Origin of the sequence: Haloplanus sp. GCM10025708 (assembly GCF_042663985.1) — an archaeon.
GTDB classification, from domain to species: Archaea; Halobacteriota; Halobacteria; order Halobacteriales; family Haloferacaceae; genus Salinirarus; species Salinirarus marinus.
This window is the reverse complement of sequence record NZ_JBHSZA010000011.1, coordinates 2,834,910-2,861,631: the sequence shown is the minus strand read 5'-3', so window position 1 is coordinate 2,861,631 and position 26,722 is coordinate 2,834,910. Positions and strand designations below refer to the sequence as shown.

The following is a 26,722-nucleotide window of genomic DNA, read 5'->3' as shown; positions in this document are numbered from 1 at the left end:
TCCACCCCTGATTAATCTTTGGCTAAACCATGAAACAATGAAATTTGATTCAATTAATCCGCTCTGAATAGTGCGTTCAGCCCCATTTTCTCGTTTCTTCGGAAATATAATCCATCTCGTGGCGAGCGGAGCGACGGCGACGGGACGGACCGCTCCGCTGGAACGCCGTCCGCTCGGCGGGTCCGGGAGCGACGGTGGATCGGGGGTCGACGCCCGCGTTCACGACGCGTCCGTGCACCCCAGGAACGTGAGTCGAGGCGACGCTCCCGTTGACGCCCCAGTAGACGTACGTCGCCGACGCGTGGCCGCGGGCGCTCCGGGCGGTGACGTCGAACGCCGCAGCGACGACGACGGTCTGGTTCGCCCGCGACTGCGCGACGACGCCGCCGGTGGCCGCGCACGGTTCGAACTCGCGCAGTTCCCCGCCGGGACAGTGCGTCTCGGCGAACCGATCGGCCGCCGTGTCGTTGAACGCGACGGCGTAGTCGACCCCGTCGAGCGCCGGCGTCGTCCAGTCGGCGCAGGTCGGCGGCGAGTCGGTCACGGACCCGCGTCGCGACGACGTCTTCGCTGCCGTTCGCGTACTGGCCCGCCGTGGCAGCCGTGGCCGCCCGGACCGACCGCTGGAGATAGCCGTCGGCGTCCGCGAGGGCGTCGGCGTCGTCGACGCTCGACCGGACGTCGGGATGGTGTCCCAACTGGACGTAGGCGACGAGCATCGGAACGAAGGCGACGGCCACGGCGACGGCGGCCACGAGGACGAGCTGTCCCCGCGGAGCGTCCGTCATCCGTACCACGCCTCCAAGGTGACGGGTCCGTGCCGCGTCGACGCCGTCGTCCGGCCGACGGCCACCGTCGACGGCGGCGCGGGGCCGAACGTCCCGACCGGCGTCCGGACGTGGATCCGAACCGTCGCCGGGACGAGTTTCGTGAGATGCGACCGAGCCGCGGGCCGTTCGCGCTCGAACGACGCCGGCGTGTGCGCGAGCGCTTCGAGGAGCGTCCGGTTTCCGGCCGTCGCCGGCGTCGCTCCGAGCGTCGTCGCCGCGTCGTCCGCGTACCGATCGAGTTGTGCCGAGTCGGTGGGCGGGCCGGCGAGGCCGAGGCCGAACCCCGCGGCGACGCCGAGAATCAGGAGGACGCCGACGCCCGCCTCGAACACCGACAGCGAGAGCTGTCCCTGCCATCGACGGTCACCGTGAGCGTCCGTGCCGTGGTCTCCCGGCGACGATACGCGAGCGCGACCGTCCCGGAACTGTTCTGCGTCGCCGTCACCAGCCGGAGCGTCGTCGGCCCGGTCGCGGAGAGCGAAACCGTCGTCGTCCCCACCACGCCTCGCTGTGCGTGGAGAACGACGCGGTCGTTCGCTCGGACCGACTTCACCGTCGCATCCGCGCCCGCATCGATCCGCAGGCGGACGCGTTCGACGCCGCGCGGCAGGCGAACGGTTCGACTACGCGAGACGTTCACCGTCCGATTGACGGGCGTCCACGTCGCGACGAGGACGCCCCGACGAACGGTGACGCCGGAGACGGGCGTTCGTCGCTGCACCACCGTCTCGTCGTCGAGGGCGATCCGGAGCGGACGCCCCTCCGCGGCCGGTGCGAGACGGTCGACGTCCGCGGCCGTCAGCCGTTCGACGCTGCTCCCGTTCACGACGTTCGCCTCGGCGGTCCACGGCGCGTCGGCCACGACGAGGCGGTCTGCGACGGCGGCCGCTGCGTGGCGCTCCGCGGGGCTGCGGTCCGCACCCGCCAGCGCGCCGTCGGCGACGGCGACGCCCAGCGTCGTCACCGTCGTGAGCAACACGAGGGCGACGACCAGCGCGAAGAGGTTCGCCTGAGCCCTGCGGGACGGCGCGTTCATCGTAACGTCACCCGAAGCCCGTCCCCGCTTCCCCGAACGGCGACGGTGGCCGGCCGAGCGCTCTCCCACTCGCCCTCGACGCGGACGACCCTCGACGGAAGGCCGAGGGCCGTCTCGCCGCCGATTCGCGGATGCGGGTGGTCGAGCACGAGCGCCCGCCCGCGGGCGCGGATCGAATAGCCCGCGCCGCGGAGCGTCTCGGGGAGGTCGACGCGGAGTTCGACCGACACGGCGTCGCCCGTCTCCGGGACGGCCGATTCGACGCGGTCCGCCGCCGAGACGAGCGTCCGATCGCCGAGTTCGGCACCGACGGCCGCCCGGTAGGACGGCACGACGCCGCCGTAGAGCACCGTCGTCAACAGGACGATAAAGAGGACGACGATGCCGGCTTCGAGCAGTTTGCCGACGACGGGCGCGACGGCGCGGTCAGGCACGCCGAATCACCAGCCCCAGGTCGTGAACGGTGACGGACGCCTCGTCGACGGCGGGGAACCGAGCGACGACGCTGACGACGCCGTCGTCGTCGAACTCCCGGCGAGAGGTGCTCGCGCCGCGATCCTCGAAGAACCGCTCCCAGACGCCGGGCGTCGCCGTCTCCACGGCGAGACCGTACCCCACCTGCTTCGTGAACGTCCGACGGTCGTGGGTGGCGTTCGTGCGGAGGATCGCGCCGTCCGCCCCGGGGGCGAATCCGGTTACGCCGTCGGTCCCGAGCGTCGGGACACCGACGAACAGGCCCCCCTCGCCCGTCGAGATGGGTGGCTCGACGCGGAGGTTCGCGCTCCCGGGACGCCCCGTGACGACGGCACCGCCGAGGTAAGCGACGCGAGCGGAGTGCTCGCCGTAGACGAGGGCGTCCGCCCGCCAGACAGCGAGCGTTCGTGGGCCGTCGACGAGACGGACCGTTCGGGCGGCGGTTCGGAACTGGCCGCTGAGACGGCGATCCGTCGTTCGTGGGGCGTCCCGGCGTGAGGGTCGAGGGCGGCGTCGAAGCCGCGGACGACCCGTCCCGTCTCCGCCGCCCGCGAGCTATCCTCGACGACGGTGCCGATCGTCGCCGTGAGCGCGGCGAGACTCAACACGGTCATCGCGAGGAGCAACGCGACGCCGACGACGGCCGTCTGCCCCCGGCGAGCGGTCATATCATACCCACCCCGGCAAAGACGGCGTAACAGACCGCGACGAGCGAGCCCGAGTGCAACAGCGCCTCGTACCGACCGCGGCTCGCCGTCCCCGCGAACCACCCCGAGGCGAGCATCGTCGCCTGCGTGACGACGTAGATGCGAAAGCGCTCCCGTGGCAGGTCGATGGCCGTCGCGTTGAGGACGTACCCGCCCGGTCCCTCGACGGAGGAGAGCTGTGCGAACCCGTCGAACACCTGCATCCCGACGGCGACGGCGATGCCGATGACGAGCAACGCCGTCGTCCATCCGACGGCGACGTAGACGAGGAGATTGGACCGGAGTTCGCGCTTCTCGTGGTAGAGGCGGCCGATTTCGGTCTGGAGCGTGTCGAACACCGCGCCGGCGTCGCTCCCGGCGTCGAGCGCGCCAGTCACCAGCCCGACCGACTGTTCGGCCAGCGGCGTTCCGACCCGGGAGACGAACCGATCGAGCGCCGCGGCCCGCACGTCCACGTCGGTGGGTTCGCGGGTCGCGAAGCTCAGATTCAGCGCCAAATCGGCCACGTCGGGGTTCAGCGCGCCGAAGTCGACGTCGCGCGCGACGATCTCGACGGCCTCCTGAAACGGCCGCCCGAGGTTGACGTGCCCCGAGACGGCGTGGGCGAAATCCTTTATCTGCCGGTCTTTCGCGTCGTCGAGTCGCGCCCGGCGGACGGAGACGAGGCCGACCGGCACCGCGTAGGCGACGTAGCCGAGCAAGACCACGTTCGTCGGCCGGTAGCCCTCGTACCAGAGCGCGCCGGCCGCGGCGACGGCGACGAAGACGCCGACGGCGGCCGCGCTCGCCGGGTTGATAGCGGCCGTCAGCACGACGTCGGACGCCGACGCCGGTCGTTCGTACGCGACGGTCTGTCCCGGCGGCCGGAGTTCGCCGACGACGGCGCTCGCGCCGACGCCGAGGACGAACACGAACGCGGCGCTCGTGTAGACGACGACGGCGCGCGCGGAAATCGTGCCCAGCGGCGTCGCGACCGGTTCGGAGAGTCCGGGAGCGATGACCGCGAGGACGGTCAACACGATGACCAGCAGCGTCGGCAACACGAGCAGGACCATGAACATCTCGGAGAGCAGTTCGAGAAAGCCCTGTGCGCGCTGCCTGGCCCGGTCCTGCCGGTGGCCGAGCATCCGGCTCTCCATCTGGAGATACGTCGCCAGTTCCTCCTCGCCCTGTTCGGCGTGCTCGCGGAACTTCAACAGGAACGGCGAGAGCAGTTCGCGGGACGGCGTATCGCGGGCGACCCGTCGCAGTCCCTCGTTCAGGCTCCCGGTGAGCGCCGTCGTGTTCAACACCTTCCGGGTCGCCACCGCGGTCTCGCCGTAGGCGTCCGTACTCGCCACCTTTCGGAGCATCTCGCGGTGGCCGTCGCTCCCCGACGAGAGGACGTACAGATACCGCACCGCACCGGGCATCGTGCGTTCGACGTCGCTTCGGCGGGCCGACGCACGCCACGCGAGATAGCGCCCGCCGAGGCGAACGGTCGCCGCCTTGGCAGCGCCAGCGACGACGAGGGCGGCGGCGACAGCGACGGCGATCCGCGGGACGTACGGGAGGCCGTCCCGTCGAACGACCGGGAGACTGGCTTCGAGAACCGCGGCGATCGCGTCCGGCAGGTCGGGCGACGCCGTGACGACGACGAGTCCCGTCACCAGGGCCACGACGACGGCGACGACCCACGACGCGCCGTAGACGCGGGCGAGGAAGACGTCGAAACTGATCCGGAGGTCGGTGCCGCGGTAGTGGCGTCGGTCGCGGGCGTGGCGTCCGCTGTCGGCGTTACGGGCGAACAGGGCGTACAGCACCCGATCGAGCGCCGACAGCGAGGCCGCGGCGGGCGCGGGCTCGGCGGCGGCGACGGTCCCCTCCGTCACGCCGATCCGCCCCGTTCGCCGTCGGCGCGTTGCCGCCGGATGCGTTCGACCGTCGCCGCCTCGTCGGTCCGCAGATCCGAGATGAATCCGAACAGCCGGTCGAAGTCGGTGACGTCCTCGCGGACGAGATACTTGACGTAGCGGTGCTTGCGGTGGAACTCGGCTTCGACGGCCTTGACGTCCCGGTCGGTCCGGTCGGCGATGCGGTGAAAGAGGCGGAAGCCGAGCGCCCGCCGATCGTCGTCGAGTTGCGGGTGGTCGTAATCGAGGCGGAAGGTGCCGTCGGTGTCGCGTTCGGCGACGCTGTTCCAGTAGAGCGTCCGCCCGCCCTTCTCGACGACGCCGGAGCGGAGGTGGCCGGTCCCGTCACGGTCGTCCAGCGTCTCGTACTCCGACTCCGAGAGGAGTTCGACGGCCTCGCTGACGTACCGGTCGCCGTCGACGTGGTGCGGGAAGACCACCAGGTCGATCTCGCGCAGCAGATACGGCGGGAGTCCCTGCTCGATGACGCGGTTGATGAGCGTGTCGACGTTCTCGGCGTGGGTCGTGCCGATGACGCCGTGGCCTGTGTTGAGCGTCTCGCCGAACGTCTCGAAACTCGCGGGAGTGTTGATTTCGGCGATGACCTCGACGTCCGGATTGAGGTAGTTGGTTTCGGTCATCAGTTTCGCCATCGAGACGCGCTTGTACTCGTTCTCGTGGTCGCGCGTCGTGAGCGAGATGCCCGTCTCGTGGGGGAGTCGGACTTCCCGGGACCCCTCGTCGATGCTGACCGGTCGGTCGTCGTAGGGGACGAACGGCATGTGGGCGTTCATGAGCGTCGTCTTGCCGACGCCGGTCGGTCCCGAAAAGAGGACGACGCCGTGGTGTTCGTAGAGCAGCCACAGGAGCGTCACGAGCTCGGTCGAGATGGCCCCGTGACCCACGAGGTCGACCGGCGTCATGGCGTCGCTGGCCTGTTTGCGGACGGAGACGTGCGGGCCGTCCTCGGAGATGACCGGGAGGGCGACGGCACAGCGGATGGTCTCCTCGACGCCCGGCGGGTCGAGATTCACCTTCGCGCTCGGGCGACTCGCGTTCAGTTCGGTGCCGTCGTGGGCGGCGAGTTGCGTGACGATGTTGACGAACTCCGTCTCGTCGTCGAACGAGAGATTCGTCGGCACGCGACCGACCGGGAGTTCGTCCGCGCGCGGGATGACCTTCACGCGTTCCCCGACGCGGTTGGCCTCGACGTCTTCGAGATGCGAGTCCCGAATCGGGATCGTCAGCGCACCGTAGCCGACGTAGTCGCGGAGGACGTAGTAGACCAGGTCGTCGAGGCGGTCGGTGGCGTACCGACTGTCGACCGGCGGGAGCGCGAGGCCGTACTCGGCGAGAGCGGCCCGTATCCGGTAGCGGGTCGCCTCGAGCCACGCCCGCGTGTTCCGGGCGGTGAGCCGACGGGAGAGGAACTGTCGCGCACGCTCGCGGACGAAAGCGTGTCGGTTCTCGACTACGTCGTCGACGTTCGCCTCCCAGATGCGCTCCTTGCATTCGTCGATGAGGTTCTCGTCGCCCGGCAGCAGGTCGGGTTCGAGGACGGCGTACTTGGTCGAGAAGTGGTCGTTGCCGAGGAGGTTCTCGCGGTAGATGACCACCTCGACGTCGAAGCCCGCGAAGTCGACGGTGTACTTCCGGAGGCGCTCGCCGGCCACCCGGTCGACGAACGGCGCGTCGGCGTCGTATCGCGTCGTCGCCGGCGCGTAGTTTTCGGTGTGGACGACCACCCGACCGTCGTCCTCGACGACGTCCACGACGTCGATGCGGTCGTCGAGCGCCAGCGGCGTCAGTTCGTCGAGCAACCGGAGTTCACAGAGCGCGTGGTAGGTGACGCGCCGCCACGCCGAGGGCGACACGTCGAGCAGGCGGTCGAGGACGCGCCGGTATTTCGGCTCGAATCCGCGCGCCGCACGCTCGACAGCACCCTCCCGGGTCAGCGGCCGGCGGCGGTTGACGACGGTGAAGTGGTCGCGAACCCGCGAGAGCGCTCGGTCGACGCGCGGACCGAGACTCGGTTCTCGGATTCGATACTCGAAGCCTCGTTCGGTTTCGAGGATCGTGGCGACGACGCCCGGGTGGATCTCGTACTGCGAGCGGACGTCGGTCGCGTACCACGCGTCCGGATCGCCCGGGGGCAGCGGCGGAGGGACGGCTTCCTCCCCGTCTTCCTCGGGGACGCGACCGATCTCTAGCGACGGTCCGTCGGACATGGCACGCGATCCCGCGCGCTCGTATTTAAAATTCGTCCGTGATTATCTAGATGGATAATCGGGCGATGACGGCTCGGTCCGACGCGCCACCTCGCCACCGATGCGACCACCCCGCTCACTCGGAGTTTTATAACGAGTCGGCTGGAAACTGGACGCGTGCCCGCAGACCCTGAACGGTTCCCTTCCCTCGTGATCCTCGGCGTCGCAGTCACGCTCGTCCTCGTCTCGGGAGCCCCCGTCTCCGCATCCGGTCAGCCGTCGGCGACGACGGTACAGCCGGTGGAGAACGGAACGACACAGCCGTCGGCGAACGGAACGACACAGCCGTCGGCGAACGGAACGACGGACGCGCCGATCGTCGTCAGCGACGTCACCGCACCCGAGCGGGTGCGGCGCGGCGAGAACGTCAGCGTCACGGCGACGGTGACGAACCGGGGCAACGTCACGGGAACGGAGTCGATCGAGTACGTGTTCGACGGAACGGCGGTCGCCGTTCGGAACGTCACCGTCGACGCCGGCGAGACGCGGACCACGGCGTTCGACGTCCGATTCGCGTCGCTGCGGTCGACGAACGAGTCGGTGGCCGTCGGCACGTACGTCCACGGCGTTCGCAACGAGAGCGGGACGGGCGTCGCCCGCTATCTGCGCGTGACGCCCGACGTCGATCTCGCGGTGAGCGGGTTCGGCGCACCCGCCGAGATCACGCGCAACCGGTCGTTCGTCGTGCTCGCGACGCTGTCGAACCCCGCGAACACGACGATCACGCGCCGCGTCACGTACCGCTTCGACGGGGCGAACGTGACCACCAAGACGGTGACCGTCGCGGACGACGAGGAAGAGCGGGTCGCGTTCGCGGTTACGGTTTCCGCCCTCGAAGCCGCCGGCGCGACCCTCCGGGAGGGGACGACGTACGACCACGCCGTCGTCGCCGACGGCGGCCGCCGCGACGGCGACGCCGTCCGTTTCGTCGGGGAGCCGACCGGGGACGCCTCGGCGCTGGTCACGGAAGCGTTCAACGGCCCCGACGACGTGCGCCGCGGGGAGACGTACGTCGCCAACGTCACCGTCCGGAACGTCGACACGGTCGCGTTCGACGGCCGACTGACGTACCGGCTCGACGGGGCCGTCGTCGCCACGGAGCGCGCGTCGGTCCCTCCCGGCGAGCGCGAGACGGTCGTCTTCCGGATCAGTTACGAACAGGTCGAGCGCGCGGCCTTCCCGCTGTCGGCGCACCGAACCGACCAGAGCGTCTGGGTCGCCAACGAATCGATCGTCAGCCGGCCCGTGACCGTCGAGGACGGGGTCGAGACGCCGACCGCGACGCCGACGCCCACGCCGGCGTTCACGCCGACCGCGACGCCCACGCCGACACTCACGCCGACCGCGACGCCCGCGCCGACCTGTCAGCGCGGGTTCTTCACCCGGTGTGGGGACACGCCGCTGGATCAGACGACGCTGACGATCATCGGAACGATCACCTCGATTCTGGCCATCCTCGTCGAACTCTTCAGGGGTGAGTGACAGTGGCGCGAGGACTCCCGGCCGTCTGGAGCACGCTCTTTGCGCTGCCGCTGGTGGTCGTCGGCGCGTATCTGGCCGGGGGTATCCGGTGGTCGGACCGCGACCGGAGACGCCGCCGATCGTCGGAATGCTGCTGATCGTCTTCGGCCTCTTCGTCTTCGGGGTCGGGCTGTACGTCCACTTCGTCGCGGCCCCCGAGGCCCCGCGGATGCGGGAAAACGAGGCCGTCGTCGACGAGCGCGACCCCGCCCAGCGGAACGCCCTCGCGGAGGCGTTCGTCTCCGTGCCGTTTCTCGGGGTCGGCGGCTACCTGCTGTATTTCACGCAGACGCCGCTGGTCTACCCGACGGCGGTGCTCGCGCTGGGGCTGTACCTGTTCTCGCGCGGCGTCCATCGCTACTGGCGAAACACCCTGACGACGTACTTCGTGACCAATCAGCGCGTCATCGAGGAGTACCGCTTCATCTCGCTGATCCGCAACGAGGTGCCCCACGAGAAGGTACGAGCCGTCGAGGAACGGCGGAGCGCGTGGGACTCCCTGTTTGGCCTCGGCAACGTCGCGGTTCGCTCCGGAGCCAGCGGCGACCTGACCGTCTCCGTCGACGAGGTGTACGACCCCGCCGAGTTCGCCGACGTGGTGCGCGACGAGATTCGGGCCCACGACGGCACGGGAGGCGGCGCGTCTACCGACTCGGCCGGAGAGACGTCCGGCGATTCGGACGAATCGACTGGTGATTCAAACGAGGCATCCGGCGAATCCGAGGGCGACGCGTCCGGCGATTCGGACGAAACGTCCGGCGAACCCGGAAGCGACGGCCCCGAAAGTCGACGGACGGAGTGACGCGAGGCCGGACGGCCGCGGGGCGCGACGGCCCTCACAGCAACCCCAAATCTTCGGCGACCATGTCGGCCAACTGGTCGGCGAGTTCGGGGTCGACCTGCGCGACGTCCGCGCCGTCGTGTCGCTGTTCGTTGTGTCGGTCGAGCATCTCGGCCACGTCGGCGAGGGGAATTCTCGTCGTCGTCCCACAGGCTTCGCAAACGATGGGCACCTCGGGGTCGTCGTCGGTCATCGTCCGTACCTCGGACGGCGAGGAGAAAGAACGTTCGGACATGGCGAGGCGGCCCGTCGAGTCCGCCGCCCCGTGAGCGGCCCGTCTCAGTCGCCCGCCGACTCCGCCCGCAGGAAGATCAACTCGAACGTCGTCCCCGCGCCCTCGTTGTCCCGAACGTCGACCGTCCCCCCGTACATCTGCAGCATCTCCTTCACGAGGTAGAGCCCGAATCCGTTTCCGGGACGGGACAGTTCGGCGACGCCTTTCTGGAGGACCGCTTCCTTCTCGTCGTCGGGGATACCGGGCCCGTTGTCGGCGACGTGAACGGCGACGGCGGGTCGCTCTTCGACGTCGGTCTCGGTCTCTCGAACGTTCGGCGGGCGAACGGGCTCTCCCGTCTCGTCGTCGACGCGGACGGTCCGGGTCGTCTCGGTCGCCCACACCTCGACGCGGGGCACCTCCTCGTCGTTGTGGACGACGGCGTTCGAGAGGACGTTCTCCAGCACCTCGACGAGGAGTTCGTCGGCGTAGACGCACTCCTCGTCGGGCAGGTCGTGCGAGTCGAAGACGGCGTCCGGGTGCGACTCCCGAACGCGCGAGACGGCCTCGTCGAGCGCGTCCCGGAGGTCGACCGGCTGAAGTTCGTGCGTCGCCTCGCCGACGGCGGCGTCCATGAACGTCCGGATCGTGTCGATGAACGACGACATGTCCGCGACGCGGTCCCGGATCGTCTCGATGTGGCGTCGGGCGTCCGGAGACGCCACGAACTGGGCGTCGAGTATGTCCGTCCGGGCGTCGACGAGGTTCAGGCCGTTGAGGATGTTGTGGCGGACGATGCGGTTCACGAACTCCAGGCGCTCGCGTTCGTGTTCGATGGCGCGTTCGTACTCCCGCTGGTCGGTCAGATCCCGGACGATCTTCGTGTAGCCGAGGTGGTCGCCCGACTCGTCGTAGCGGGCGGCGATCGTGACGTCGGCCCAGAAGCGCGTGCCGTCCTCGCGGATCCGCCAGCCTTCGTCGCGCGCCTCGCCGGTCTCTGCGGCTTCGTCCAACAGCGCCGCCGGCTTGCCGTCGGCGACCGCCTCGTCCGGATAGAACACCGAGACGTGTTCGCCGACGATCTCGCTGGCGGTGTACTGGATGATCCGTTTCGCCCCCGATTCCACGACGTGACCAGCCCCTCCGTGTCGAGGCTGAAGATCGCGTAGTTGTCGACGGCGGCGACGAACTCCTCGAATTTGGACTCCTGTTCGCGAATCCGCTGCTGGCTCTCCTCGAGCAGGTGTTTCCGGTTGAGTTCGTACCCCATCCAGTTCCCCATCAGCTCGACCATCGTGAGCTGCCAGTCGTCGAATGGGTCGGCCTCCTCGCGGTCGAGAAAGCAGAGCGCCCCGTAGAGCGCGTCGTTCTCGTAGACGGGCGTCCCGACGTACATCTCGAAGCCGGCGTCCGTGCCGTACGCCTTGGCATCGACGTCGAAGGGGCGCGTCTCGAACTGGAGCGTTCGGTCCTCGCGTACCATCCGCTCGCAGTGGGTCTGAGTGAACGGGACGACGTCGCCCGCTTCGATGTCGCCCCGCTCGCTCTCGACGACTTCGAGGCGATACTCGTCGGACTCCCGGTCGATGTGCGCGAACGAGCCGTACTCGGCGTCGAACAGGTCGCGGCCGATGTCGACGAGACAGCCGACCTGGTCTCGGAACGTGAGCGCCGTGTCCGAGACGACGTCGTACAGTTCCCGGAGTTTGCGCTCCCGCATGTCGAGTTCCTGCTCGCGGCGCTTCAGCGAGGTGACGTCCGCGTACTGTTCGACGCGGCCGCCCTCGTAGAGCCCCGACCCGACGGGTTGGCTCCGGTGTTCGAGCCAGCGCTCCTCGCCGTCGGTCCCCACGACGCGGCACTCGAACCGCTCGGTGTCGCTGTTGTCGTCGTAGGTGGCGAGGATTCGCTCGCGGAACTGCGCCGGCTCCGCGACGCGGTCGGCGATGTGGTCCTCGACGAGTTCGCGCTGGTCGCTCCCCACGGCCGCCTCGCGATCCAGATCGAAGTAGTCGGCGGCCGCCTCGTTGAGCCAGACGACCTGGAACCGGTCGTCGAAGATGAACGTCGCCACCTCCGTCTCGTCGAGGACGTCGTCGGTGATGGTCCGGTAGCGTTCCCGACTCCGTTCGAGGTCGTCGCGGGCGCGTTGCTGGAGCGCGCTGTTGAGGCCGACCCCGAACGTGGCGACGGCACCGAACAACACGCCGTCGAGGACGAGTACCCACGGCTTGAGCGCGTGCATCGACCAGAGCTGGAGCGAGATGACGAGACCGTACAGGAGGACGACAGCGGCGAAGCCGCCGACGTTCCACTTCGCGACGGTCCAGGCGTATTTGGGGTCCCAGTCCCGCCGCGAGAGCCAGACGCCGCCGCCGACGAGGCCGAACGCGAGAAAGAAAAGCGGGGCGTTCTCGAGCAACGTCGTGACGAGCGCCCACGAGAGGTTCGAGACGTCGTCCCAGGTGTCGTACAGCGGAATCAGGGACACGAGCACACCGAGCGCTACGACGGCCGCCCCCGGCAAGTCGTCGACGCGTGGCTGTCGAGCGGTTCGAAGTAGTGCCATGCATCTACTCCCGGTCCTCAGGCAAGTAAAAGTCAGGTCCGCTGTGTGCGGTGTCGTAGAGTGCGCGGTTTCGCGCTACCGCTGTGAGCTACGCCGCTCGCTTCCGTCACGCCGCGAGGACGCCGTCCCCGAAGCGCGTGGGTCCGCGCCCCGAGTCGGAGCGCGCCTCACTCGCTGTCACCGACGACGACCCGGGGGTCGACCCACGTGTAGAGGAAGTCGACCACGATGTTCGCGAGGATGAAGACGACGGCGGTGACGATCGTGCCGACGAGGACGATGGGGTAGTCCCGCTGCTGAACGGCGTTGATGATGAGTCGTCCGAATCCCGACATCCCGAAGATGTACTCGACGACCATCCCGTAGATGATGAGAAATCCGATCCACAGCGCCGAAACGGTGAGGACGGGGGCCAGCGCGTTCTTGGCGGCGTGTTTGACGACCGTCTTCCGGGTCGAGATTCCCATCGCTCTGGACGTCTCGATGTAATCTTTCTCGAGGACGTCGCGCATCCCCGCCCGCATCATCCGGAACATCAGGGCTCCGATCGTCCCACCCAACAGCAGACACGGGAGCACGAGTCGCTGTAACCGATCGACGACGCCCACGCCGGCACCGGACGGCGGGACGAGTCGGAGGTGATACGAGAACACCAGAAGCGCCAGCACGCCGCTGACGAACACCGGGACGCTCACGCCGAGGATCGCGATGACGGTGAGGACGCGGTCCAACAGGGTGCCGTGTTTGTAGCCGGCGAGGATACCGGTCGGTATCGACAGCAGCGTCGCGAACACCAGACTCACCGACGTGATCTGTGCCGTGATCACCCATCGGTCCGCGAGCAACTTCGCGATTGGCTGTCCGGTCGCGTACGGCTGGCCGAGGTTCCCCGGAGAAGGTCGCCGGCCCAGAGAAGATACTGGACGTAAACCGGCTCGTCGAGGTGGTACTGCTCGATGATGCGCTGGCGCATCTCGTCGGTGATGACGCCGCCGCCGAGAACCGTATCGACGATCGATCCCGGAGCGAGATGCATGAGGAGAAACACCAGGGCGGTGACGGCCCAGACGGTGAACACGCCGAATATCAGGCGTTTGCCCAGATAGCGAAGCGATTGGATCGAGACCATTGCGCTACTGTTCGAGTGCGACGTCGCGGAGGAACGTGTTGAAGTGGGTGACGAACGAGGGCATCGCGCCTTCGAAGTTCTGGACGTTCTGGTTCAGGGCGCGGGTCGTGTCGGGGTGCACCATGAACACGGCGGGCGCGTCGTCCACGATGAGCTTGTTCGCCTCCTTGGCAGCCTGTTCCCGTTCCGCCTGGTCGACGCTCGTCCGCAACGTGTTCAGCAGTTCGTCGACGTCGGGGTTGCTGTAGCCGAACCAGTTGTTCCCGTCGGGGACGATGAAGTCCGAGTGGAACACGGGGTTCAGGATGCCGCCCGGGTCCGGGAAGTCGGACGCCCACCACGACGTGATCATACCCGGATGCTCGTCGAGGGGGCCCGGGAGACGCTCAGCATCTTCGACTGCTCGACCTGATTGATGTTCACCTTGATGCCGACTTCGCCGAGTTGCTCTTGCATGATGATCGACGGTTTCCGAAGGAACGTCGCGTTCGTCGTCATCAGCGTGAACTCGAAGCGAGGGTCGCCCGTCAGGCCGGCCTCGTCGAGCATCGAGCGCGCCCTGTCCGGATCGTATTGGTAGCCGCCGTACTCGAGGTCGTCCGGGGTCACGTGGCCGAACATGTTCTCGGGGAGCATGCTGATGGCCGGCGTCCCGTACTTCCCGACGACGCTCTCGGTGATCGCCTTGGTGTCGGTCGCGAAGTTGATGGCCCGGCGGACCGTGGGGTTGTCGAACGGCTCCATCTCCAGATTCATGACCTGAAACGTCGTCTGGAACGACGTCGTCCGGTGGAGGTCGACGTTCTGCATCTGCTCGACGACCGAATACTGGTCCGTCGAGAGCGAGTGGGAGCCGTGGAAATCGCCCTGTCGCAGCCCCGTCAGGCGACCGGTCCCGCCCGGGACGATCTGGAACGTCACCTCGTCGAGGTTCGGCAGGTCGTCGTCCCAGTACTCCTCGAAGCGACTCAGCGTCACCTGGCTTCCGCTCTGCCAGTTCTCGAATTTGAACGGCCCCGAGCCGACGGGTTCCTGACCGAGGTCCGTCCCCTTCTCGTCGATCGCTGCTTTCGGCGCGATGCCCATCGCCTGCGTCGCCGGCACGTACTGGAACGTGGCGTCGGGTTCGCTCAGCACGATTTCGAGCGTGTAGTCGTCGACTTTGTTGTAGCTGTCGACGCTGCTGAGCATCCACGCGAGCGGCGAGGAGGCTTCCGACGACGTCGTCAGGTTCGCGCTCGCGACGACGTCGTCGACGGTCATCTCGTCGCCGTTGTGGAGGGTCACGCCTTCCCGCAGATTGTACACGTAATGTGTCGGGTCGTCGATGGTCCAGTCTTTCGCCAGCGCCGGAGTCAGTTCCATATCCGGCCGGTTGAACTCGAGGAGGGTGTCGTACAGGTGAACGGTGATGGGGTTCGTGATGTCGTCGTACGCCTTCCACCACGAGAGGTTCACCGGTTGCGAACCGAGCGCGTACGTGAAACTCGCCCCACCGCTCTCAGAGGATCCGTCCTGGCCGCTGTCGGTCTGGCCACCCTGGTCAGTCGCCCCGCCGCTCGTCGGCGTCCCGGCTTCCTCGCCCCCGAAACAGCCCGCCAGCGAACCCGCGCCGGCCGTAGCCGTCAAATATTTGAGAAACCTTCGGCGGCGTTCACTGCCTACCTCGGTGTCGTCAGGCATAGCTAAATCAGGACGAGGGGACGTCTTAATAGTATCGCGAGCGTCCCGATACTGCAGGGTATGTAACTAATCACAGGTGAAATGATCGGGCGGCCAACGCCCTCCGGAGATGGGAGACGGACGACCGCGAGAACCGTCACCGCGGGCGGGTCAGCGGCGGATTCGGCCACGCGCCGACGCGGCGCGGAGAGCGACCGACACGGCGGCACTCATCCGACCGCAGGCGGTCGATCCGCGGGTCGGCAGGAGCCCCACCGCATCGTTATAACCGTGGTGTCCGACTCGGGCCGTATGGCAGTGATCTCTGACGTCACGGTCCGGCCGCTGGAGTTGGCGATGCGCGAATCGTTCACGATCTCGCTCGAAGCGCAGTCGAGCGCGGACAATTTCGCGGTCGTCGTCCACACGGACACCGGAACGACGGGGCTCGGAGAGGAGCGCCGATCCCCCGATCACCGGCGACAGTCGGAACGCGTCGATGGAAGTCGTCCGTGAGGCGGCGGACCTGCTGAGAGGCGAACCGCTCGGGGAGTATCGACGGCTCGTGGAGGCGGTGCGGGACCGATACCGCGGGGCGGTGTCGGCGACGACCGCCATCGAAACGGCGCTGCTCGACGCCGTCGGGCGGGAACACGACGTTCCCCTCTCGATGCTGTTCGGCGGCGACCCGTCGACGGTCACCACCGACGTGACCATCGACATGGCGGGACCGGAGACGGCGGCGGAGCGAGCGGAAACGTTCGTCGACGCGGGGTTCACCGAACTGAAGATCAAAACCGGCGGAACGGTCGCGGACGACGTCGACCGCGTAGTCGCCGTCCGGGACGCCGCGCCCGACGCCGAACTCAAAGTCGACGCGAATCAGGGCTGGCGGCCGAAAGAAGCCGTGCGGTTCGCCGACGCGATGCGTGAACGGGGCGTCGATCTCGCGCTGCTCGAACAGCCCGTCCACCGAACCGACGTCGACGGCATGGCGCAGGTCCGACGGCAGATTCGAATCCCCGTCGCCGCCGACGAGAGCGTGTTCACGCCGACCGACGCGATGCGGATCGTCCGGAACGAAGCCGCGGACGTCCTCAACGTCAAACTCGGGAAATCGGGCGTTCTCGGGGCGCAATCTATCGCGTCGATCGCGCTGGCGGCGAATCTCGACCTCATGGTCGGCTGTATGCTGGAGAGTTCGATCGGCCTCCACACGGCCGCCCATCTGGTCTCGGGCATCGGGGCGTTCTCGTATGTCGACCTCGACGGGAACCTGTTGCTCGGTGACGACGTCGTCGACCTGCAACTGACCCCGGACATCGAACCCGAGGGCCCGGGACACGGAATCGACGCGCCCCATCTACGCACGGAGCTGTAACCCGGTCGGACGAAGGAGTCCGGCGATAGGTCTAAGGTCCGAAATCGTAAATCCGAGCCCATGCCCGAACGGGGAGACGTAGACGCGGAGACGACGGACGCGATCGACGCGTTCGTCTGCGACTGGCTGTCGGAGAACGGCGTCCCGGGGGCGAGCATCGCGCTCGTCACGGCCGAGGAGTCGCTGTACACGCGAGGGTACGGCGCGCGGGACCTCCGCGCGAACGACCCGTCGACGCCGCGGACGCTGTACGGGATCGGCTCCATCACGAAGTCGATGACCGCCCTCTCGATACTGCAGCTCGCCGAGCGCGGGGAGCTGTCGGTTTCGGATTCGATCGCCGATCATCTCCCGGAACTCCGCGCCCTCGAAGCGGACGGGGAGATAACGATCGCCGACCTCCTGACCCACTCGTCGGGACTGCCGAGCGACGGGAGCGCGCACGTCCTCCTCAGCCGGGGGATCGGGGCCGATCCGTTCCCGATCCCGCTGAGTAGCCGGGACGACTACTACCGGTATCTTCGCGCCACGGCCGGCGACCGCGTCAGCGACGACGACGCGTTCTTCTACTACAACTCCGGCTACTTCGTGCTCGGATGCGTCGTCGAGGAGATCACCGGCCAGGAATACGACGACTACGTCCGCCAGAACGTCCTCGAACCGCTCGGCATGGAACGCGCGACGTTCACACGCGACGAGTTCGAATCGGACCCCGATCGCATGACGCCCTACCTGCTGGACGAGGGGACGCCGACGCCGGCGACGTTCCCGTTTTACGACGTCGTGCAGGCGGCCGGCGGTCTGCTCGCGTCGGTCGAAGAGCTCGGGGCGTATCTCCAGTGTTTCCTCGGGGACGACTGTGCCCTCGTCTCCGACGAGGCCGTCGCGGAGATGCACGAGCACCACGCGACGTGGAACCGGGCCATCGACGGGACGGAACAGGGGTACGGATACGGATGGATGGTCGGGCCGTTCGACGGCGACCGACTCGTCGGCCATCTGGGAGACGTGACCGTCTCGACGTCGTACGTCGGCTTCCTCGAACAACAGCAGGTCGGCATCGCCGTCTCCTGTAACACGGCCCCGCCGTGTCACCCGATCAACGTCGGGAAGGGCGTCCTCGCGCTGCTGAACGGCGAGACGCCCGAGCGAGCGGTCTCGTACTTCGGATTACGGGAGAAACGCCGGCCGCTTCCGGGGAGTACGAATCCCGACGGGGCGTCGCGCGAGCGACGGTAACGGCCGACGGGGCCGCCCTCTCGCTCGAACTCGACGACCTCCTCGAAACGGCCACGTACCGTCTCCTCCCCGAGACGGACGACCCCACCGACCGGTCGTTCTATACGATCGCACCGGACGGGACCCGACTCCCCGCGAAATTCGAGGTCGACGACGGCGACGTCGACCTGCGCTTCCAGCGGTGGCGACTGCGGAAAGTAGACTCGAATTGAGAGGGTTCGGGATCGCGTCGAAAGCGGGAAGCGATCCGACAGCTAACTCCCCGAGGACCGCACAGCGGCCGCCTCTTCGGGAGAATGTGTCGACGGCGTGGAGACCGTATCCACAAATTTAAATACCGGACCGCAAACGGATACGATATGTCCGGGTCCGCTGCTCGCCAGCCCGAATCATCGACGCTGGGGAGGATCCTCCAGACGCCCAGGCGGCTGTATCGTCTCGTCCGGCTGGACCCGCTGGCGACGGTCGGCGCGGCTATCGTCCTCGGACTCGTGTTCTGTGCGATTTTCGCCCCCGTTCTCACCCCGTACACCCCGACCGAACAGGACCTCGGAAACGAACTCGACGGGCCGAGTGCGACCCACCTGCTGGGGACGGACCACCTCGGCCGCGACGTGTTCACGCGCATCCTCTACGGGACGCGATACGCCCTCGCCATCGCCGTGTTCGTCGTCTCGTTGGAGACGCTCATCGGCGTCTCGCTGGGACTAGCCTCGGGCTACTACAGGGGGAAGGTAGACGAGACCATCATGCGGGCGCTCGACGTCCTGGTCTCGATCCCGTCGCTGTTGCTGCGATGGTCATCGTCTCGTCGTTCGGGGTGAACATCTGGAACGCCATGCTCGCGATATCCATCGTGTACATCCCGATGATGTCACGGACCGTCCGGTCTTCGACGCTGTCGTTGCGCGAGGAGACGTACGTCAAGGCCGCCCAGAATCTGGGGTACAGCGACCAGCGAGTGATGGTGAAACACATCCTTCCGAACGCGGTTCCGCCCATCGTCGTCCTCGGAACGACCGACGTCGCGTACGCGTTGATCGACGTCGCGACGCTCAGTTTCCTCGGTCTGGGCATCCAGCCACCGCATCCGTCCTGGGGCGCGATGGCGCACACGGCACAGGAGTATCTGCTGGTCAGCCCGCACTTCATCGTCTTCCCGACCATCGCCATCGCCATCACGGTCGTCGGGTTCAATCTCCTCGGGATGGGGCTGCGGGAGATCTTCCTCTACAAACGAGACGCCGTCGAGACAGAAGATATCATGGGGTAACTGCTGCGAGATGACCGAAAACACCAACACGCTCCTCGCGGTCGAAGGACTGAGCACACAGTATCGAACGGACAGCGGCCCGATCAGAGCCGTCGACGACAACTCGATCACCGTCGACGAGGGCGAAGTGCTGGGCGTCGTCGGCGAGTCCGGATCGGGTAAGTCGTCGCTCATTCGGTCGATTATGCGACTCCTCCCGGACAACGGTGACATCGTCGACGGGGCGGCCCGATTCAAGGGGAGAGACCTCTCGGAGATGAGCGAATCCGACCTCCGGGAGATCAGGGGCAACGAGATCAGTATGATCTTCCAGCACCCCATCTCCCACCTGAACCCCGCGTACACCATCGGCGACCAGATCGAAGACGTCCTGCAGGCCCACACCGACCTCGACGAAGCCGAGCGGTGGGATCGAATCCACACGACGCTCGAACAGCTCGGCATCCCCGCCCCGGAGGAACGGGCGAAAAATTACCCCCACGAGTTCAGCGGCGGCATGGCCCAGCGGGTGGCGATCGCGATGGCGCTGATCTGCCAACCCGACCTCGTGCTCGCCGACGAGCCGACCTCCGCCCTCGACGTGACGATCCAGGCCCAGATCATCGACCTGCTGAGTGACCTACAAGACGAGTTAGACATGTCCATCATCTGGGTCACTCACGACATGGGCGTCGTCGCCGAGGTGAGCGACACGGTCGCGGTCATGTACGCGGGGAACGTCGTCGAGTACGGGCCGGTGCGAGAGATCTTCGAGGCTCCGAAACATCCGTACACGCGGGCGCTCCTCGAAACGGTTCCGCGACACGACAGAGACAGGAGCGAGCGGTTCAACACCATCAGCGGGTCGCCGCCGGATCTGAGCGACCTGCCGACCGGCTGCGTGTTTCAGGACCGCTGTCCGGACGAGATGGACATCTGCGGGGAACACCGACCGCAGTACTACCGGTTCGACACCGAACGAGAGGACGAACATCTCGCGAAATGCTTCCTCCACGCTGACCAGCCGCGCGTCCCGCCCTCGCCGAGCGCACCGACGGATATCCGGATGGAGAACGGCGAGTTCGTCGTGGGCGGCGACTCGGACGTCGAAGACGGGGGACCAACACACCGCTCCGCGCAGACGGACGGTGACAGCCGATGACGCTGCTCGAAGTCGAGAATCTGAAAAAGCACTTCGCGCAGAACACCGGACTGCTGGGCGAACTCCTCGGCCGGACGAAGACGGTGCAGGCGGTCGACGGCATCGACTTCTCCGTGGACGAAGGCGAGGCGCTGACGCTCGTCGGGGAGTCCGGCTGTGGCAAATCGACCGCCGCGCTCGCCGCGCTCGACCACATCCCCCGGACGGCCGGAACGGTCAGGTTCGACGGCCGGGACATCGAATCGTATTCGCGGAAGCGACTCCGTAGCGAGGCCCAGATGATGTATCAGGACCAGCAGCGGACGCTCAATCCGCGAATCCGCATCGGCGACGCCATCGCGGAGGCGATTCGACACCACGGGACGGCGGGCGACCGGACCGTCGACGAACGCGTCAGCGAACTCCTCTCCGAAGTGGGCATCTCACCCGGGGACGCGAACAAATATCCGTCGGATTTCAGCGGGGGCAGAAACAGCGGATTTCGCTGGCGCGAAGCCTCGCCGTCGACCCGCGACTCCTGGTCGCCGACGAACCCGTCTCGGGGCTGGACGTCTCCGTGCAGGCGCAGATACTGAACCTCCTCATGGACCTCCAGGCGGAGTACAACCTCGGGCTGGTCTACATCACGCACAACCTCAGCGTCGCCCGGAAGATAAGCGACAAGGTCGGGGTCATGTATCTCGGGACCATCGTCGAGTACGGCGACGCGGAGACGATCTTCGAGGATCCGCAGCATCCGTACACGCAGGCGCTGCTGTCGGCCAATCCGATCCCCGATCCGACGGTCGACCGGGAGCGCATCCCGCTCGAAGGGACGATCCCCGACCCGATAGACATCGGAGACGGCTGTCGGTTCGCGCCCCGGTGTCCGGAAGCCGAAGCGCGCTGCGAGACGGCCGAGATGGGGCTGGAACCCTTCGAGGGCGACCCCGACCATCAGGTCGACTGCATCAAACGGTAGCTCACGCCAGTCGCTCGACGGCGTATCCGGCGTTCAGGACGGTCGCGTCGTCGAACTGCGATCCGACGAACTGGACGCCGACCGGCAGACCGTCGACCGGATCGACCGGGACGCTCACGGCGGGATGGCCGGTCGCGTTGAACTGACAGGTGTTGCCGAGACTCCCCAGGCGTCGTCGAGAAACGCAAAGCGGTCCTGGTCGGGCGTGTACTCGTGCGGGAGTTGGGGCGTCGTCGGCGTCGCGATGACGTCGTACTCCGAGAGGACGTCGTCGTACGCGTCGGTGACGTCCCGGCGGAGGTTCATCGCCTCCGCGTAGTATTTCGAGTGGTACGCCTCGGACGTGTAGGCACCGATCAGGAGCGTGTACTTGACCGACGGCGGCAGGTCTCCGCCCTGTGCGCGCCGGTATTTGCCGAACGCCTGGACCCAGGACGTGTTGTACCACCCCTCCCAGTTGTGGCCGACGCCTTCGCCGCGGAACGCCGCGACCGTCCCTTCGTTCAGCGCGACGGTGTAGATGTCGACGGCGTCGTGGTGCATCGGTATCGAGACGTAGTCGACGGTCGCACCGGCCGCCGCGAGGGCGTCGAGCGCCTCCCGGATTCGTTCGTTGACCGCCTCGTCGCTTTCGGGGCGTTCGAAACCCTCCTCGACGACGGCGACGGAGAGGTCGGAGACGTCGCCGCCGAGCGCGGCCGCGTAGTCATCGACGGGGACGGAGTCGGGCTGTCTGGGGTCGGCCGGGTCTTTGCCGGCCACGACGTCGAGCATCCGGGCGGCGGATTCGACGTCCGGCGCGATGGGGCCGACGTGGTCGATGGTGTTCTCGATGCCGACGATACCGGTGTACGGAACGAGCCCGTGGGTCGGCTTGTGACCGACGACGCCACACCAGGCGGCGGGGACGCGGACGCTGCCGCCCTGGTCGCAGCCGACGGCGAGGTCGACGTCGCCCGTCGCGACGGCGATGGCGCTCCCGCCCGACGACCCGCCCGCGAGTCGCTCGGGGTCGTGTGGATTCAGCGTCGGCCCGAACGCGCTCGAATGCCCGTTGCCGGTGAACGCGAAGTCGTCCATGTTGGTCTTCCCGACGATTCGCCCGCCCGCGCCGAGCAGTCGGTCGACGACCGTCGCGTCGCGGTCGGGGACGTACCCCTCCATCACCGTCGACCCGCAGGTCATCTCGACGCCCGCGACGGCGACGTTGTCTTTGACGCCGATGCGGGTGTCGTCCAAGGGACCGTCAGCGTCGCCCGACACCTCACAGCGGGTGATCCACGCGTTGAGCGGGTCCGAGTCCGGCGACGGACGACCGCTGACCGACCTGTCGGAGATCGTCGCCGACGTCGATCCGGCGCGTTTTCGGACCGTCTCGTACGACGCGAGCCCCTCGGTCACGAGCCGTCTGAAGTCTTCCACTTCCGATTCGTCGAGGTCCAGATGGAGTTGCTCCCCGAGTTCCCGAACGTCGTCCGCCGTCGGCGGTCGAAGCGTCATCGTCGTGGGACATTACGCACCGCGATATAAATTTTCGGAGCCGTGAGCGATCCGTCGAGGACGGTGCGTGGCGACGGTCGAGACGCGACGCCGTCGGTCCACACGACGACCGGACATCGATGGGGTCAACCCGTTCGAGCGAAAGTACCGGTATGGTCATCGTCTTCTCCTGTCCCGACTGCGGCCGCGGGTACAGTCGGAGCCGGTTTCTCGGCGACCGAGACGCCAACGGGGCGCGGCCGGTGCAGTGTCCGAACTGTTACGCGCTGCTCGGACACACGGGCCAGGACGAGACGCGCGCGGGACCGTGACCGACTACTCGGCGTCGACCAGCGACCCGAACAGTTCGGTCGCGTCGGCGGGCACGTCGAAGTCGTGGTAATGTTCGCCTTTCTCCTTCGAGAGGACGTTGAGAGCGGCGGCGGCACCGTCGCCGGCCGAGATGACGGCCTGCCACTCCTCGGCTCTGACCATCGCGCCCGTCGCGTAGGCGTCCTCGACGGACGTCTCCATGGTCACGTCGACGTCGACGATGCCCTCGTCGGTGAGTTCACAGCCGAGGCCCTCGGCGAGGTCGCGGTTCGCCCCCGTCGCGAGGACGAGATAGTCGCCGTCGAACTCCCCTCCTCGGTCGCGACGGTGAAGCCGTCGCCGGTCGACTCGACGCCGTCGACGGCGACGCCTTGCTGCCGGTCGACGCCGAAGTCGTCGACCTGTTCGCGGAGGACGCTCAGGTAGTTCGACCCGTCGATCGAGCCGATACCGGGGTAGTTGAACAGGTGCGCCTTGTGCATCCACGTCTTGTCGGTGTCGAAGACAGTGACGTCGAGGCCGTTCTTCCCGGCGAACAGTGCCGCGCTGAGGCCGGCGGGGCCACCGCCGACGACGAGGACATCAGCCATAGTGGACGGTCGGCGGCCATCGTGTTAAATTGTCGCCACCGAGCAGAACCTTCCGTCACCGGGACGGTAAGGCGGGGAGACCGGCCTGGATCTCGTCGCGCCGGTCCTCCAGCCACTCGGGGAGGACGAGTCGGTCGCCAAGGGAGTCGAGGTCCTCGTCGACCGTGTAGCCCGGCGACTTGGTCGCGAACTCGAAGAGGACGCCGCCGGGCGTACGGGCGTAGACCGACTTGAACCACTTGCGGTCGATGATTTCGGTCGGCCGGAGGCCGTGGTCCGTGAGGACCTGTCGCCAGGCCTCCTGTTCTTCCTCGGTCACCTGAAAGGCGACGTGGTGGACGGTGCCGGCACCGGGGGCGCCCCGTTGGGCCTGCGGGTCTTCGAGGAGGTCGACGGCGTAGCCCAGATCGCCGTCGGCCTCGAACCGCTGTCGGTCGCCCGCCTGCGCCGTCGCCTCGTACCCCATGTCGGCCAGCATCGACTCGTACCACTCCGTGCTGGCGAGGGCGAGATCGACGCCGAAAAAGCCCCGGATCGCGTGGTCCGCAGGGACGGGGCCGGCTGGCGGGTCGCCGGCGGGCGCGTCAGCGCGCGCGACGAGTTCCAGCGGGAGGCCGTCCGGGTCGCGAAACGGGACGACGGTGTCGCCGAATCGCTCGTGGGGGTCGTCGGCGTCGACGCCCTCGGCCGCCAAGCGGTCGACCCAGTAGTCGACCGCCGAGTCGGGGATCAGAAACTGCGTCGTGCTGACCTGCCCCTGGCCGACCTGTCCGGGCCGGGCGTTCTGGTACGGGAAGAAGGTCATGCTCGTCCCCGGCGAACCGCCGTGGTCGCCGTAGAACAGGTGGTAGACGGAGACGTCGTCCTGGTTCACGCTCCGCTTGACGAGACGGAGGCCGAGCGTCTCGGTGTAGAACGCGAGATTCCGGGCGGGGTCGCTGCCGATCGCAGTGACGTGGTGGATACCGGGGATGTCGGAAGGCATGGGCGTCGGTACGCGGGCGAGGCGGATAAACAGACGGGGACCTCCCGCGCGCCGCCGCGACGGGCGGGCGTCGGCGGTGGGCGGTCCCGTAGACGGTGCGCGGTTCGCGCCGGTCGTGTGTCGTCGCGGGAGAACGCTCCTTCTCCGAACACCTTTCTCCCTCCCCGTCGACGGCCCGTTCATGGACTTCGAGTTGACCGACGACCGGGCGGCGCTCCGGGACGAGGCCCGCGAGTTCGCCCGGACGGAGATCGCCCCGCGAGCGAGCGAACTCGACCGGAATCGGGAGTACCCCGCCGAGATCCTGGGCGAACTCGGCGAGCGACGGCTGACGGGGCTGACGATTCCGGAGGCGTACGGCGGCCGCGGCGAGGGGACGGTCGAACTCGCGCTGGTGACCGAGGAGCTGTCGGCGGCGATGATGCCCGTCGCGAGCGCGATGGGCCTCCACCTCGGCGTCGCGGAAGCGATCGAGCGGTTCGGCACCGAGGCCCAGCGCGAGGCGTACCTCCCGGAGATGGCGCGCTTCGAGACGGTCGGCGCGCTGGGGTTGAGCGAGACGAACGCCGGGAGCGACAAGCGCTCGATGGAGACCGAAGCGAGAAAAGCGGGCGACGAGTGGGTCCTCGACGGCCACAAGCGCTGGGTGACGAACTACTTCGACGCCGACGTGGTGTTGACCTACGCCAAGACGGGCGGCGACCCCCGCACGACGTCACCGCCTTCCTCGTCCCGACCGACGCCTTCGAGGTCGAACACATCTGGGACACCCTCGGTGCCCACGGCGTCGAGTCGCCGAAAGTGTCGCTCTCGGGCGTCCGCGTGTCCGACGAGGCGCGCGTCGGCGACGTCGGCGAAGGCTACGTCGACCGCGGCGACCTCACGACGGGCGTGAACGTCCCCGCGCGAGCGGTGGGCATCGCCCGCGCCACCCTCGAAGACACCGTCGCCTACACGACCGAGCGCGAGCAGTTCGGCCACCCGGTGGCAGATTTCCAGGGCCTCCGCTGGCGACTCGGCGAGATGGCCGAACGCGTCGAGACGGCCCGGTTGCTCACGCTCCGTGCGGCCGACCGGGCCGACCGGGGCCGCGACGCCACGCGCGAGTTCAGCATGGCCAAAATCCACGCCACTGAGGCCGCCGTCGAAAACGCCAACGAGGCGATGCAACTCCACGGCGGCGTCGGCTACACGACCGAACGCGACGCGGAGCGATATCTCCGCGACGCCCGCCTGCTCACCATCGCGGGCGGCCCGAACGAGGGCCATCGGGACACCCTCGCCGACGCCGTGGTCGAGCGGTACGGCAGATCCCGCGGAGAGACGTCCGGCGCGACGTAGAGACCACCGCCCCGTCGCCGTCGAGGACGCAGGTCAGGTCGCTCCCGTCGACGGAGACGGCGACGGCGACGCGCCACGGATCGCGGGAGCGGACGGACGCCGCCTCGCTCGCCACGAACGGGAGCGTCCACACCCGTCGCTCGCCGACGTCGACGCCGTGTCGCCGGTGGAAGGCGACGACTTCGGGGTGGTCGACGAGCAGTTCGCCGGGCGTGGTGCGGTGGACGCCGGAACAGGACGCACACCGGTGACAGAATCGACCGTCGGCGTCCGCCGAGAGCGCCGTCGGCGACCGACACCACGGACAGAGGCCGCGCGACAGGAACCCCGCGCGTTCCCGGATCGTCCGGTCGAGGGCGTCGAGAAACGCCGCGCGGCCGACTTCCGACGGGGTGACGAACGGCGTGGCGGCGCGCGCGGCCGTCCGCTCGCACTCCGAACAGGCGACGACGAACGCCCCGTCGTCCCGTCGGGCGACGAGGCGGCCGCCACAGGCGTGACAGTCGGCGTCGGTCTCGACCGGCGAGCGATCCGCGTCGCGGCAACACCGGACGGCGACGAGGTGGGCGAATCGCCCGGACGGGCGGAGCGCGTACTCGCCGTCGTCGCGGGCGAGAAAGCGCCCGTCGAGACGGGAGAGGTGGTAGTTCAGGCGGCCGTTGTCGCGGACGCCGACGCGCGACTGGAGATCGGAGTACGGAAGCGGCGTCTCGCCCGCCGCATCCGCCCGGGCGAGGACGGCGAGGATGCGTATCCGCGTCGGGTCGGCGAGCGACTCGAAGTACGCTTCGGCGGCCGCGGCGTCGTCGGTCATAGCGCGAGGTGACTCGACTCGGTCACTATCGCGGCCGGCGTGA

General features: G+C 67.9%; 29 protein-coding genes and 3 pseudogenes. 13 read left to right on the top strand and 19 right to left on the bottom strand.

The annotated features are described in order from the left end of the window. Positions 1–76: 76 nt before the first annotated feature. The 8 genes from ACFQJD_RS19100 to ACFQJD_RS19065 form a co-directional block, all read right to left on the bottom strand. Positions 77–544, bottom strand: coding sequence for a DUF7261 family protein (locus tag ACFQJD_RS19100; RefSeq protein ID WP_379796049.1), 468 nt, complete (start codon positions 542–544; stop codon positions 77–79). Positions 545–784: 240 nt separating this feature from the next. Beyond that, positions 785–1,162: a DUF7262 family protein gene (locus tag ACFQJD_RS19095; RefSeq protein ID WP_379800355.1), complete on the bottom strand. Its 378-nt coding sequence runs from the start codon at positions 1,160–1,162 to the stop codon at positions 785–787. Next, on the bottom strand, positions 1,132–1,866 hold the full coding sequence (locus ACFQJD_RS19090; protein WP_379800353.1) for a DUF7263 family protein: 735 nt from the start codon (positions 1,864–1,866) through the stop codon (positions 1,132–1,134). The genes ACFQJD_RS19095 and ACFQJD_RS19090 overlap by 31 nt, the downstream gene beginning before the upstream one ends. Continuing rightward, positions 1,863–2,300 (bottom strand): DUF7266 family protein, encoded by a 438-nt coding sequence (locus tag ACFQJD_RS19085; protein ID WP_379796045.1) that lies wholly within the window; start codon positions 2,298–2,300, stop codon positions 1,863–1,865. The genes ACFQJD_RS19090 and ACFQJD_RS19085 overlap by 4 nt, the downstream gene beginning before the upstream one ends. Further along, positions 2,293–2,484 carry a DUF7289 family protein gene (locus tag ACFQJD_RS19080; protein ID WP_379795988.1) on the bottom strand — a complete coding sequence of 64 codons (192 nt, stop codon included), beginning with the start codon at positions 2,482–2,484 and terminating at the stop codon, positions 2,293–2,295. Before ACFQJD_RS19080 ends, ACFQJD_RS19085 begins: the two co-directional genes overlap by 8 nt. Before the next feature lie 77 nt (positions 2,485–2,561). After that, positions 2,562–3,008 (bottom strand): DUF7289 family protein, encoded by a 447-nt coding sequence (locus ACFQJD_RS19075; protein WP_379795986.1) that lies wholly within the window; start codon positions 3,006–3,008, stop codon positions 2,562–2,564. Further along, the gene (locus tag ACFQJD_RS19070; RefSeq protein ID WP_379796038.1) at positions 3,005–4,918 is read right to left on the bottom strand and encodes a type II secretion system F family protein; all 1,914 of its coding nucleotides are present in this window, start codon (positions 4,916–4,918) and stop codon (positions 3,005–3,007) included. The genes ACFQJD_RS19075 and ACFQJD_RS19070 overlap by 4 nt, the downstream gene beginning before the upstream one ends. Beyond that, positions 4,915–7,167 (bottom strand): type II/IV secretion system ATPase subunit, encoded by a 2,253-nt coding sequence (locus ACFQJD_RS19065; RefSeq protein ID WP_379796036.1) that lies wholly within the window; start codon positions 7,165–7,167, stop codon positions 4,915–4,917. Before ACFQJD_RS19065 ends, ACFQJD_RS19070 begins: the two co-directional genes overlap by 4 nt. A gap of 156 nt (positions 7,168–7,323) precedes the next feature. Between ACFQJD_RS19065 and ACFQJD_RS19060 the strand changes: the two genes are divergently transcribed. Together ACFQJD_RS19060 and ACFQJD_RS19055 are read left to right on the top strand one after the other, a co-directional pair. Continuing rightward, positions 7,324–8,688, top strand: a complete 1,365-nt coding sequence (locus tag ACFQJD_RS19060) for a PH domain-containing protein (protein WP_379796034.1) — start codon at positions 7,324–7,326, stop codon at positions 8,686–8,688. A gap of 127 nt (positions 8,689–8,815) precedes the next feature. Continuing rightward, positions 8,816–9,529: a PH domain-containing protein gene (locus ACFQJD_RS19055; protein WP_379800351.1), complete on the top strand. Its 714-nt coding sequence runs from the start codon at positions 8,816–8,818 to the stop codon at positions 9,527–9,529. A gap of 34 nt (positions 9,530–9,563) precedes the next feature. Here the strand turns inward: ACFQJD_RS19055 and ACFQJD_RS19050 are convergent, their stop codons facing one another. The 7 genes and pseudogenes from ACFQJD_RS19050 to ACFQJD_RS19020 form a co-directional block, all read right to left on the bottom strand. Beyond that, the gene (locus ACFQJD_RS19050) at positions 9,564–9,803 is read right to left on the bottom strand and encodes a hypothetical protein (RefSeq protein ID WP_379795976.1); all 240 of its coding nucleotides are present in this window, start codon (positions 9,801–9,803) and stop codon (positions 9,564–9,566) included. A gap of 44 nt (positions 9,804–9,847) precedes the next feature. Then, a complete protein-coding gene (locus ACFQJD_RS19045) occupies positions 9,848–10,843 on the bottom strand; it encodes a PAS domain-containing sensor histidine kinase (RefSeq protein ID WP_379796030.1) in 996 nt (331 codons plus the stop codon). Positions 10,844–11,055: 212 nt separating this feature from the next. Beyond that, positions 11,056–12,351: pseudogene (locus ACFQJD_RS19040) on the bottom strand (PAS domain S-box protein); the annotation flags it as partial. 167 nt (positions 12,352–12,518) lie between these two features. After that, positions 12,519–13,178 carry an ABC transporter permease gene (locus ACFQJD_RS19035; RefSeq protein WP_379795970.1) on the bottom strand — a complete coding sequence of 220 codons (660 nt, stop codon included), beginning with the start codon at positions 13,176–13,178 and terminating at the stop codon, positions 12,519–12,521. Beyond that, positions 13,175–13,480, bottom strand: a complete 306-nt coding sequence (locus ACFQJD_RS19030) for a hypothetical protein (RefSeq protein ID WP_379795968.1) — start codon at positions 13,478–13,480, stop codon at positions 13,175–13,177. Before ACFQJD_RS19030 ends, ACFQJD_RS19035 begins: the two co-directional genes overlap by 4 nt. A 4-nt stretch (positions 13,481–13,484) precedes the next feature. After that, a complete protein-coding gene (locus ACFQJD_RS19025; RefSeq protein ID WP_379796028.1) occupies positions 13,485–13,832 on the bottom strand; it encodes a hypothetical protein in 348 nt (115 codons plus the stop codon). Further along, positions 13,829–15,163: an ABC transporter substrate-binding protein gene (locus tag ACFQJD_RS19020; protein WP_379800349.1), complete on the bottom strand. Its 1,335-nt coding sequence runs from the start codon at positions 15,161–15,163 to the stop codon at positions 13,829–13,831. Before ACFQJD_RS19020 ends, ACFQJD_RS19025 begins: the two co-directional genes overlap by 4 nt. A 291-nt stretch (positions 15,164–15,454) precedes the next feature. Here ACFQJD_RS19020 and ACFQJD_RS19015 point away from each other — a divergent pair. The 8 genes and pseudogenes from ACFQJD_RS19015 (at position 15,455) to ACFQJD_RS18980 (ending at position 21,137) form a co-directional block, all read left to right on the top strand. Next, positions 15,455–16,523, top strand: a pseudogene (locus ACFQJD_RS19015) (dipeptide epimerase). Between the two features lie 60 nt (positions 16,524–16,583). Then, positions 16,584–17,762: a serine hydrolase domain-containing protein gene (locus ACFQJD_RS19010; protein ID WP_379796024.1), complete on the top strand. Its 1,179-nt coding sequence runs from the start codon at positions 16,584–16,586 to the stop codon at positions 17,760–17,762. Then, the gene (locus tag ACFQJD_RS19005) at positions 17,693–17,974 is read left to right on the top strand and encodes a hypothetical protein (RefSeq protein WP_379795998.1); all 282 of its coding nucleotides are present in this window, start codon (positions 17,693–17,695) and stop codon (positions 17,972–17,974) included. Before ACFQJD_RS19010 ends, ACFQJD_RS19005 begins: the two co-directional genes overlap by 70 nt. 147 nt (positions 17,975–18,121) lie before the next feature. Next, positions 18,122–18,586, top strand: coding sequence for an ABC transporter permease (locus tag ACFQJD_RS19000; RefSeq protein WP_379796022.1), 465 nt, complete (start codon positions 18,122–18,124; stop codon positions 18,584–18,586). Further along, positions 18,559–19,035, top strand: coding sequence for an ABC transporter permease (locus tag ACFQJD_RS18995; protein ID WP_379796020.1), 477 nt, complete (start codon positions 18,559–18,561; stop codon positions 19,033–19,035). Before ACFQJD_RS19000 ends, ACFQJD_RS18995 begins: the two co-directional genes overlap by 28 nt. Positions 19,036–19,045: 10 nt before the next feature. Further along, the gene (locus ACFQJD_RS18990) at positions 19,046–20,176 is read left to right on the top strand and encodes an ABC transporter ATP-binding protein (RefSeq protein WP_379795962.1); all 1,131 of its coding nucleotides are present in this window, start codon (positions 19,046–19,048) and stop codon (positions 20,174–20,176) included. Continuing rightward, positions 20,173–20,751, top strand: a complete 579-nt coding sequence (locus ACFQJD_RS18985; protein WP_379795960.1) for an ATP-binding cassette domain-containing protein — start codon at positions 20,173–20,175, stop codon at positions 20,749–20,751. Before ACFQJD_RS18990 ends, ACFQJD_RS18985 begins: the two co-directional genes overlap by 4 nt. After that, on the top strand, positions 20,733–21,137 hold the full coding sequence (locus tag ACFQJD_RS18980; RefSeq protein ID WP_379795958.1) for an oligopeptide/dipeptide ABC transporter ATP-binding protein: 405 nt from the start codon (positions 20,733–20,735) through the stop codon (positions 21,135–21,137). The genes ACFQJD_RS18985 and ACFQJD_RS18980 overlap by 19 nt, the downstream gene beginning before the upstream one ends. Before the next feature lie 114 nt (positions 21,138–21,251). Here the strand turns inward: ACFQJD_RS18980 and ACFQJD_RS18975 are convergent, their stop codons facing one another. Then, positions 21,252–22,637 carry an amidase family protein gene (locus ACFQJD_RS18975; RefSeq protein ID WP_379800347.1) on the bottom strand — a complete coding sequence of 462 codons (1,386 nt, stop codon included), beginning with the start codon at positions 22,635–22,637 and terminating at the stop codon, positions 21,252–21,254. Positions 22,638–22,756: 119 nt separating this feature from the next. On the opposite strand from ACFQJD_RS18975, the gene ACFQJD_RS18970 reads away from it, so the two are divergent. Next, positions 22,757–22,948 (top strand): hypothetical protein, encoded by a 192-nt coding sequence (locus ACFQJD_RS18970; RefSeq protein WP_379800345.1) that lies wholly within the window; start codon positions 22,757–22,759, stop codon positions 22,946–22,948. 4 nt (positions 22,949–22,952) lie between these two features. On the opposite strand, the pseudogene ACFQJD_RS18965 reads toward ACFQJD_RS18970, so the two are convergent. Then, positions 22,953–23,539: pseudogene (locus ACFQJD_RS18965) on the bottom strand (FAD-dependent oxidoreductase). A 55-nt stretch (positions 23,540–23,594) separates the two neighbouring features. Continuing rightward, positions 23,595–24,524, bottom strand: a complete 930-nt coding sequence (locus ACFQJD_RS18960; RefSeq protein WP_379800343.1) for a VOC family protein — start codon at positions 24,522–24,524, stop codon at positions 23,595–23,597. Positions 24,525–24,705: 181 nt separating this feature from the next. On the opposite strand from ACFQJD_RS18960, the gene ACFQJD_RS18955 reads away from it, so the two are divergent. Both ACFQJD_RS18955 and ACFQJD_RS18950 read left to right on the top strand, forming a co-directional pair. After that, positions 24,706–25,419 (top strand): acyl-CoA dehydrogenase family protein, encoded by a 714-nt coding sequence (locus ACFQJD_RS18955; protein WP_379800341.1) that lies wholly within the window; start codon positions 24,706–24,708, stop codon positions 25,417–25,419. Beyond that, positions 25,347–25,865, top strand: coding sequence for an acyl-CoA dehydrogenase family protein (locus ACFQJD_RS18950; RefSeq protein ID WP_379800339.1), 519 nt, complete (start codon positions 25,347–25,349; stop codon positions 25,863–25,865). The genes ACFQJD_RS18955 and ACFQJD_RS18950 overlap by 73 nt, the downstream gene beginning before the upstream one ends. On the opposite strand, the gene ACFQJD_RS18945 is transcribed toward ACFQJD_RS18950, so the two are convergent. Next, complete coding sequence (locus ACFQJD_RS18945) at positions 25,762–26,679, bottom strand: DUF7351 domain-containing protein (protein WP_379800337.1); 918 nt, start codon at positions 26,677–26,679, stop codon at positions 25,762–25,764. The genes ACFQJD_RS18950 and ACFQJD_RS18945 overlap by 104 nt on opposite strands. Positions 26,680–26,722: the final 43 nt, after the last annotated feature.

What these genes read in the sequence shown, in the direction of transcription:
- ACFQJD_RS18945 (WP_379800337.1), bottom strand. Translation starts at nt 26,679, where the DNA reads ATGACCGACGACGCCGCGGCCGCCGAAGCGTACTTCGAGTCGCTCGCC.
- ACFQJD_RS18960 (WP_379800343.1), bottom strand. Translation starts at nt 24,524, where the DNA reads ATGCCTTCCGACATCCCCGGTATCCACCACGTCACTGCGATCGGCAGC.
- ACFQJD_RS19050 (WP_379795976.1), bottom strand. Translation starts at nt 9,803, where the DNA reads ATGTCCGAACGTTCTTTCTCCTCGCCGTCCGAGGTACGGACGATGACC.
- ACFQJD_RS18995 (WP_379796020.1), top strand. Translation starts at nt 18,559, where the DNA reads ATGGTCATCGTCTCGTCGTTCGGGGTGAACATCTGGAACGCCATGCTC.
- ACFQJD_RS18990 (WP_379795962.1), top strand. Translation starts at nt 19,046, where the DNA reads ATGACCGAAAACACCAACACGCTCCTCGCGGTCGAAGGACTGAGCACA.
- ACFQJD_RS19010 (WP_379796024.1), top strand. Translation starts at nt 16,584, where the DNA reads ATGCCCGAACGGGGAGACGTAGACGCGGAGACGACGGACGCGATCGAC.
- ACFQJD_RS19090 (WP_379800353.1), bottom strand. Translation starts at nt 1,866, where the DNA reads ATGAACGCGCCGTCCCGCAGGGCTCAGGCGAACCTCTTCGCGCTGGTC.
- ACFQJD_RS18975 (WP_379800347.1), bottom strand. Translation starts at nt 22,637, where the DNA reads ATGACGCTTCGACCGCCGACGGCGGACGACGTTCGGGAACTCGGGGAG.
- ACFQJD_RS18985 (WP_379795960.1), top strand. Translation starts at nt 20,173, where the DNA reads ATGACGCTGCTCGAAGTCGAGAATCTGAAAAAGCACTTCGCGCAGAAC.
- ACFQJD_RS19000 (WP_379796022.1), top strand. Translation starts at nt 18,122, where the DNA reads ATGTCCGGGTCCGCTGCTCGCCAGCCCGAATCATCGACGCTGGGGAGG.
- ACFQJD_RS19030 (WP_379795968.1), bottom strand. Translation starts at nt 13,480, where the DNA reads ATGGTCTCGATCCAATCGCTTCGCTATCTGGGCAAACGCCTGATATTC.
- ACFQJD_RS18955 (WP_379800341.1), top strand. Translation starts at nt 24,706, where the DNA reads ATGGACTTCGAGTTGACCGACGACCGGGCGGCGCTCCGGGACGAGGCC.
- ACFQJD_RS19055 (WP_379800351.1), top strand. Translation starts at nt 8,816, where the DNA reads ATGCTGCTGATCGTCTTCGGCCTCTTCGTCTTCGGGGTCGGGCTGTAC.
- ACFQJD_RS19065 (WP_379796036.1), bottom strand. Translation starts at nt 7,167, where the DNA reads ATGTCCGACGGACCGTCGCTAGAGATCGGTCGCGTCCCCGAGGAAGAC.
- ACFQJD_RS19020 (WP_379800349.1), bottom strand. Translation starts at nt 15,163, where the DNA reads ATGCCTGACGACACCGAGGTAGGCAGTGAACGCCGCCGAAGGTTTCTC.
- ACFQJD_RS19025 (WP_379796028.1), bottom strand. Translation starts at nt 13,832, where the DNA reads ATGATCACGTCGTGGTGGGCGTCCGACTTCCCGGACCCGGGCGGCATC.
- ACFQJD_RS18970 (WP_379800345.1), top strand. Translation starts at nt 22,757, where the DNA reads ATGGGGTCAACCCGTTCGAGCGAAAGTACCGGTATGGTCATCGTCTTC.
- ACFQJD_RS19075 (WP_379795986.1), bottom strand. Translation starts at nt 3,008, where the DNA reads ATGACCGCTCGCCGGGGGCAGACGGCCGTCGTCGGCGTCGCGTTGCTC.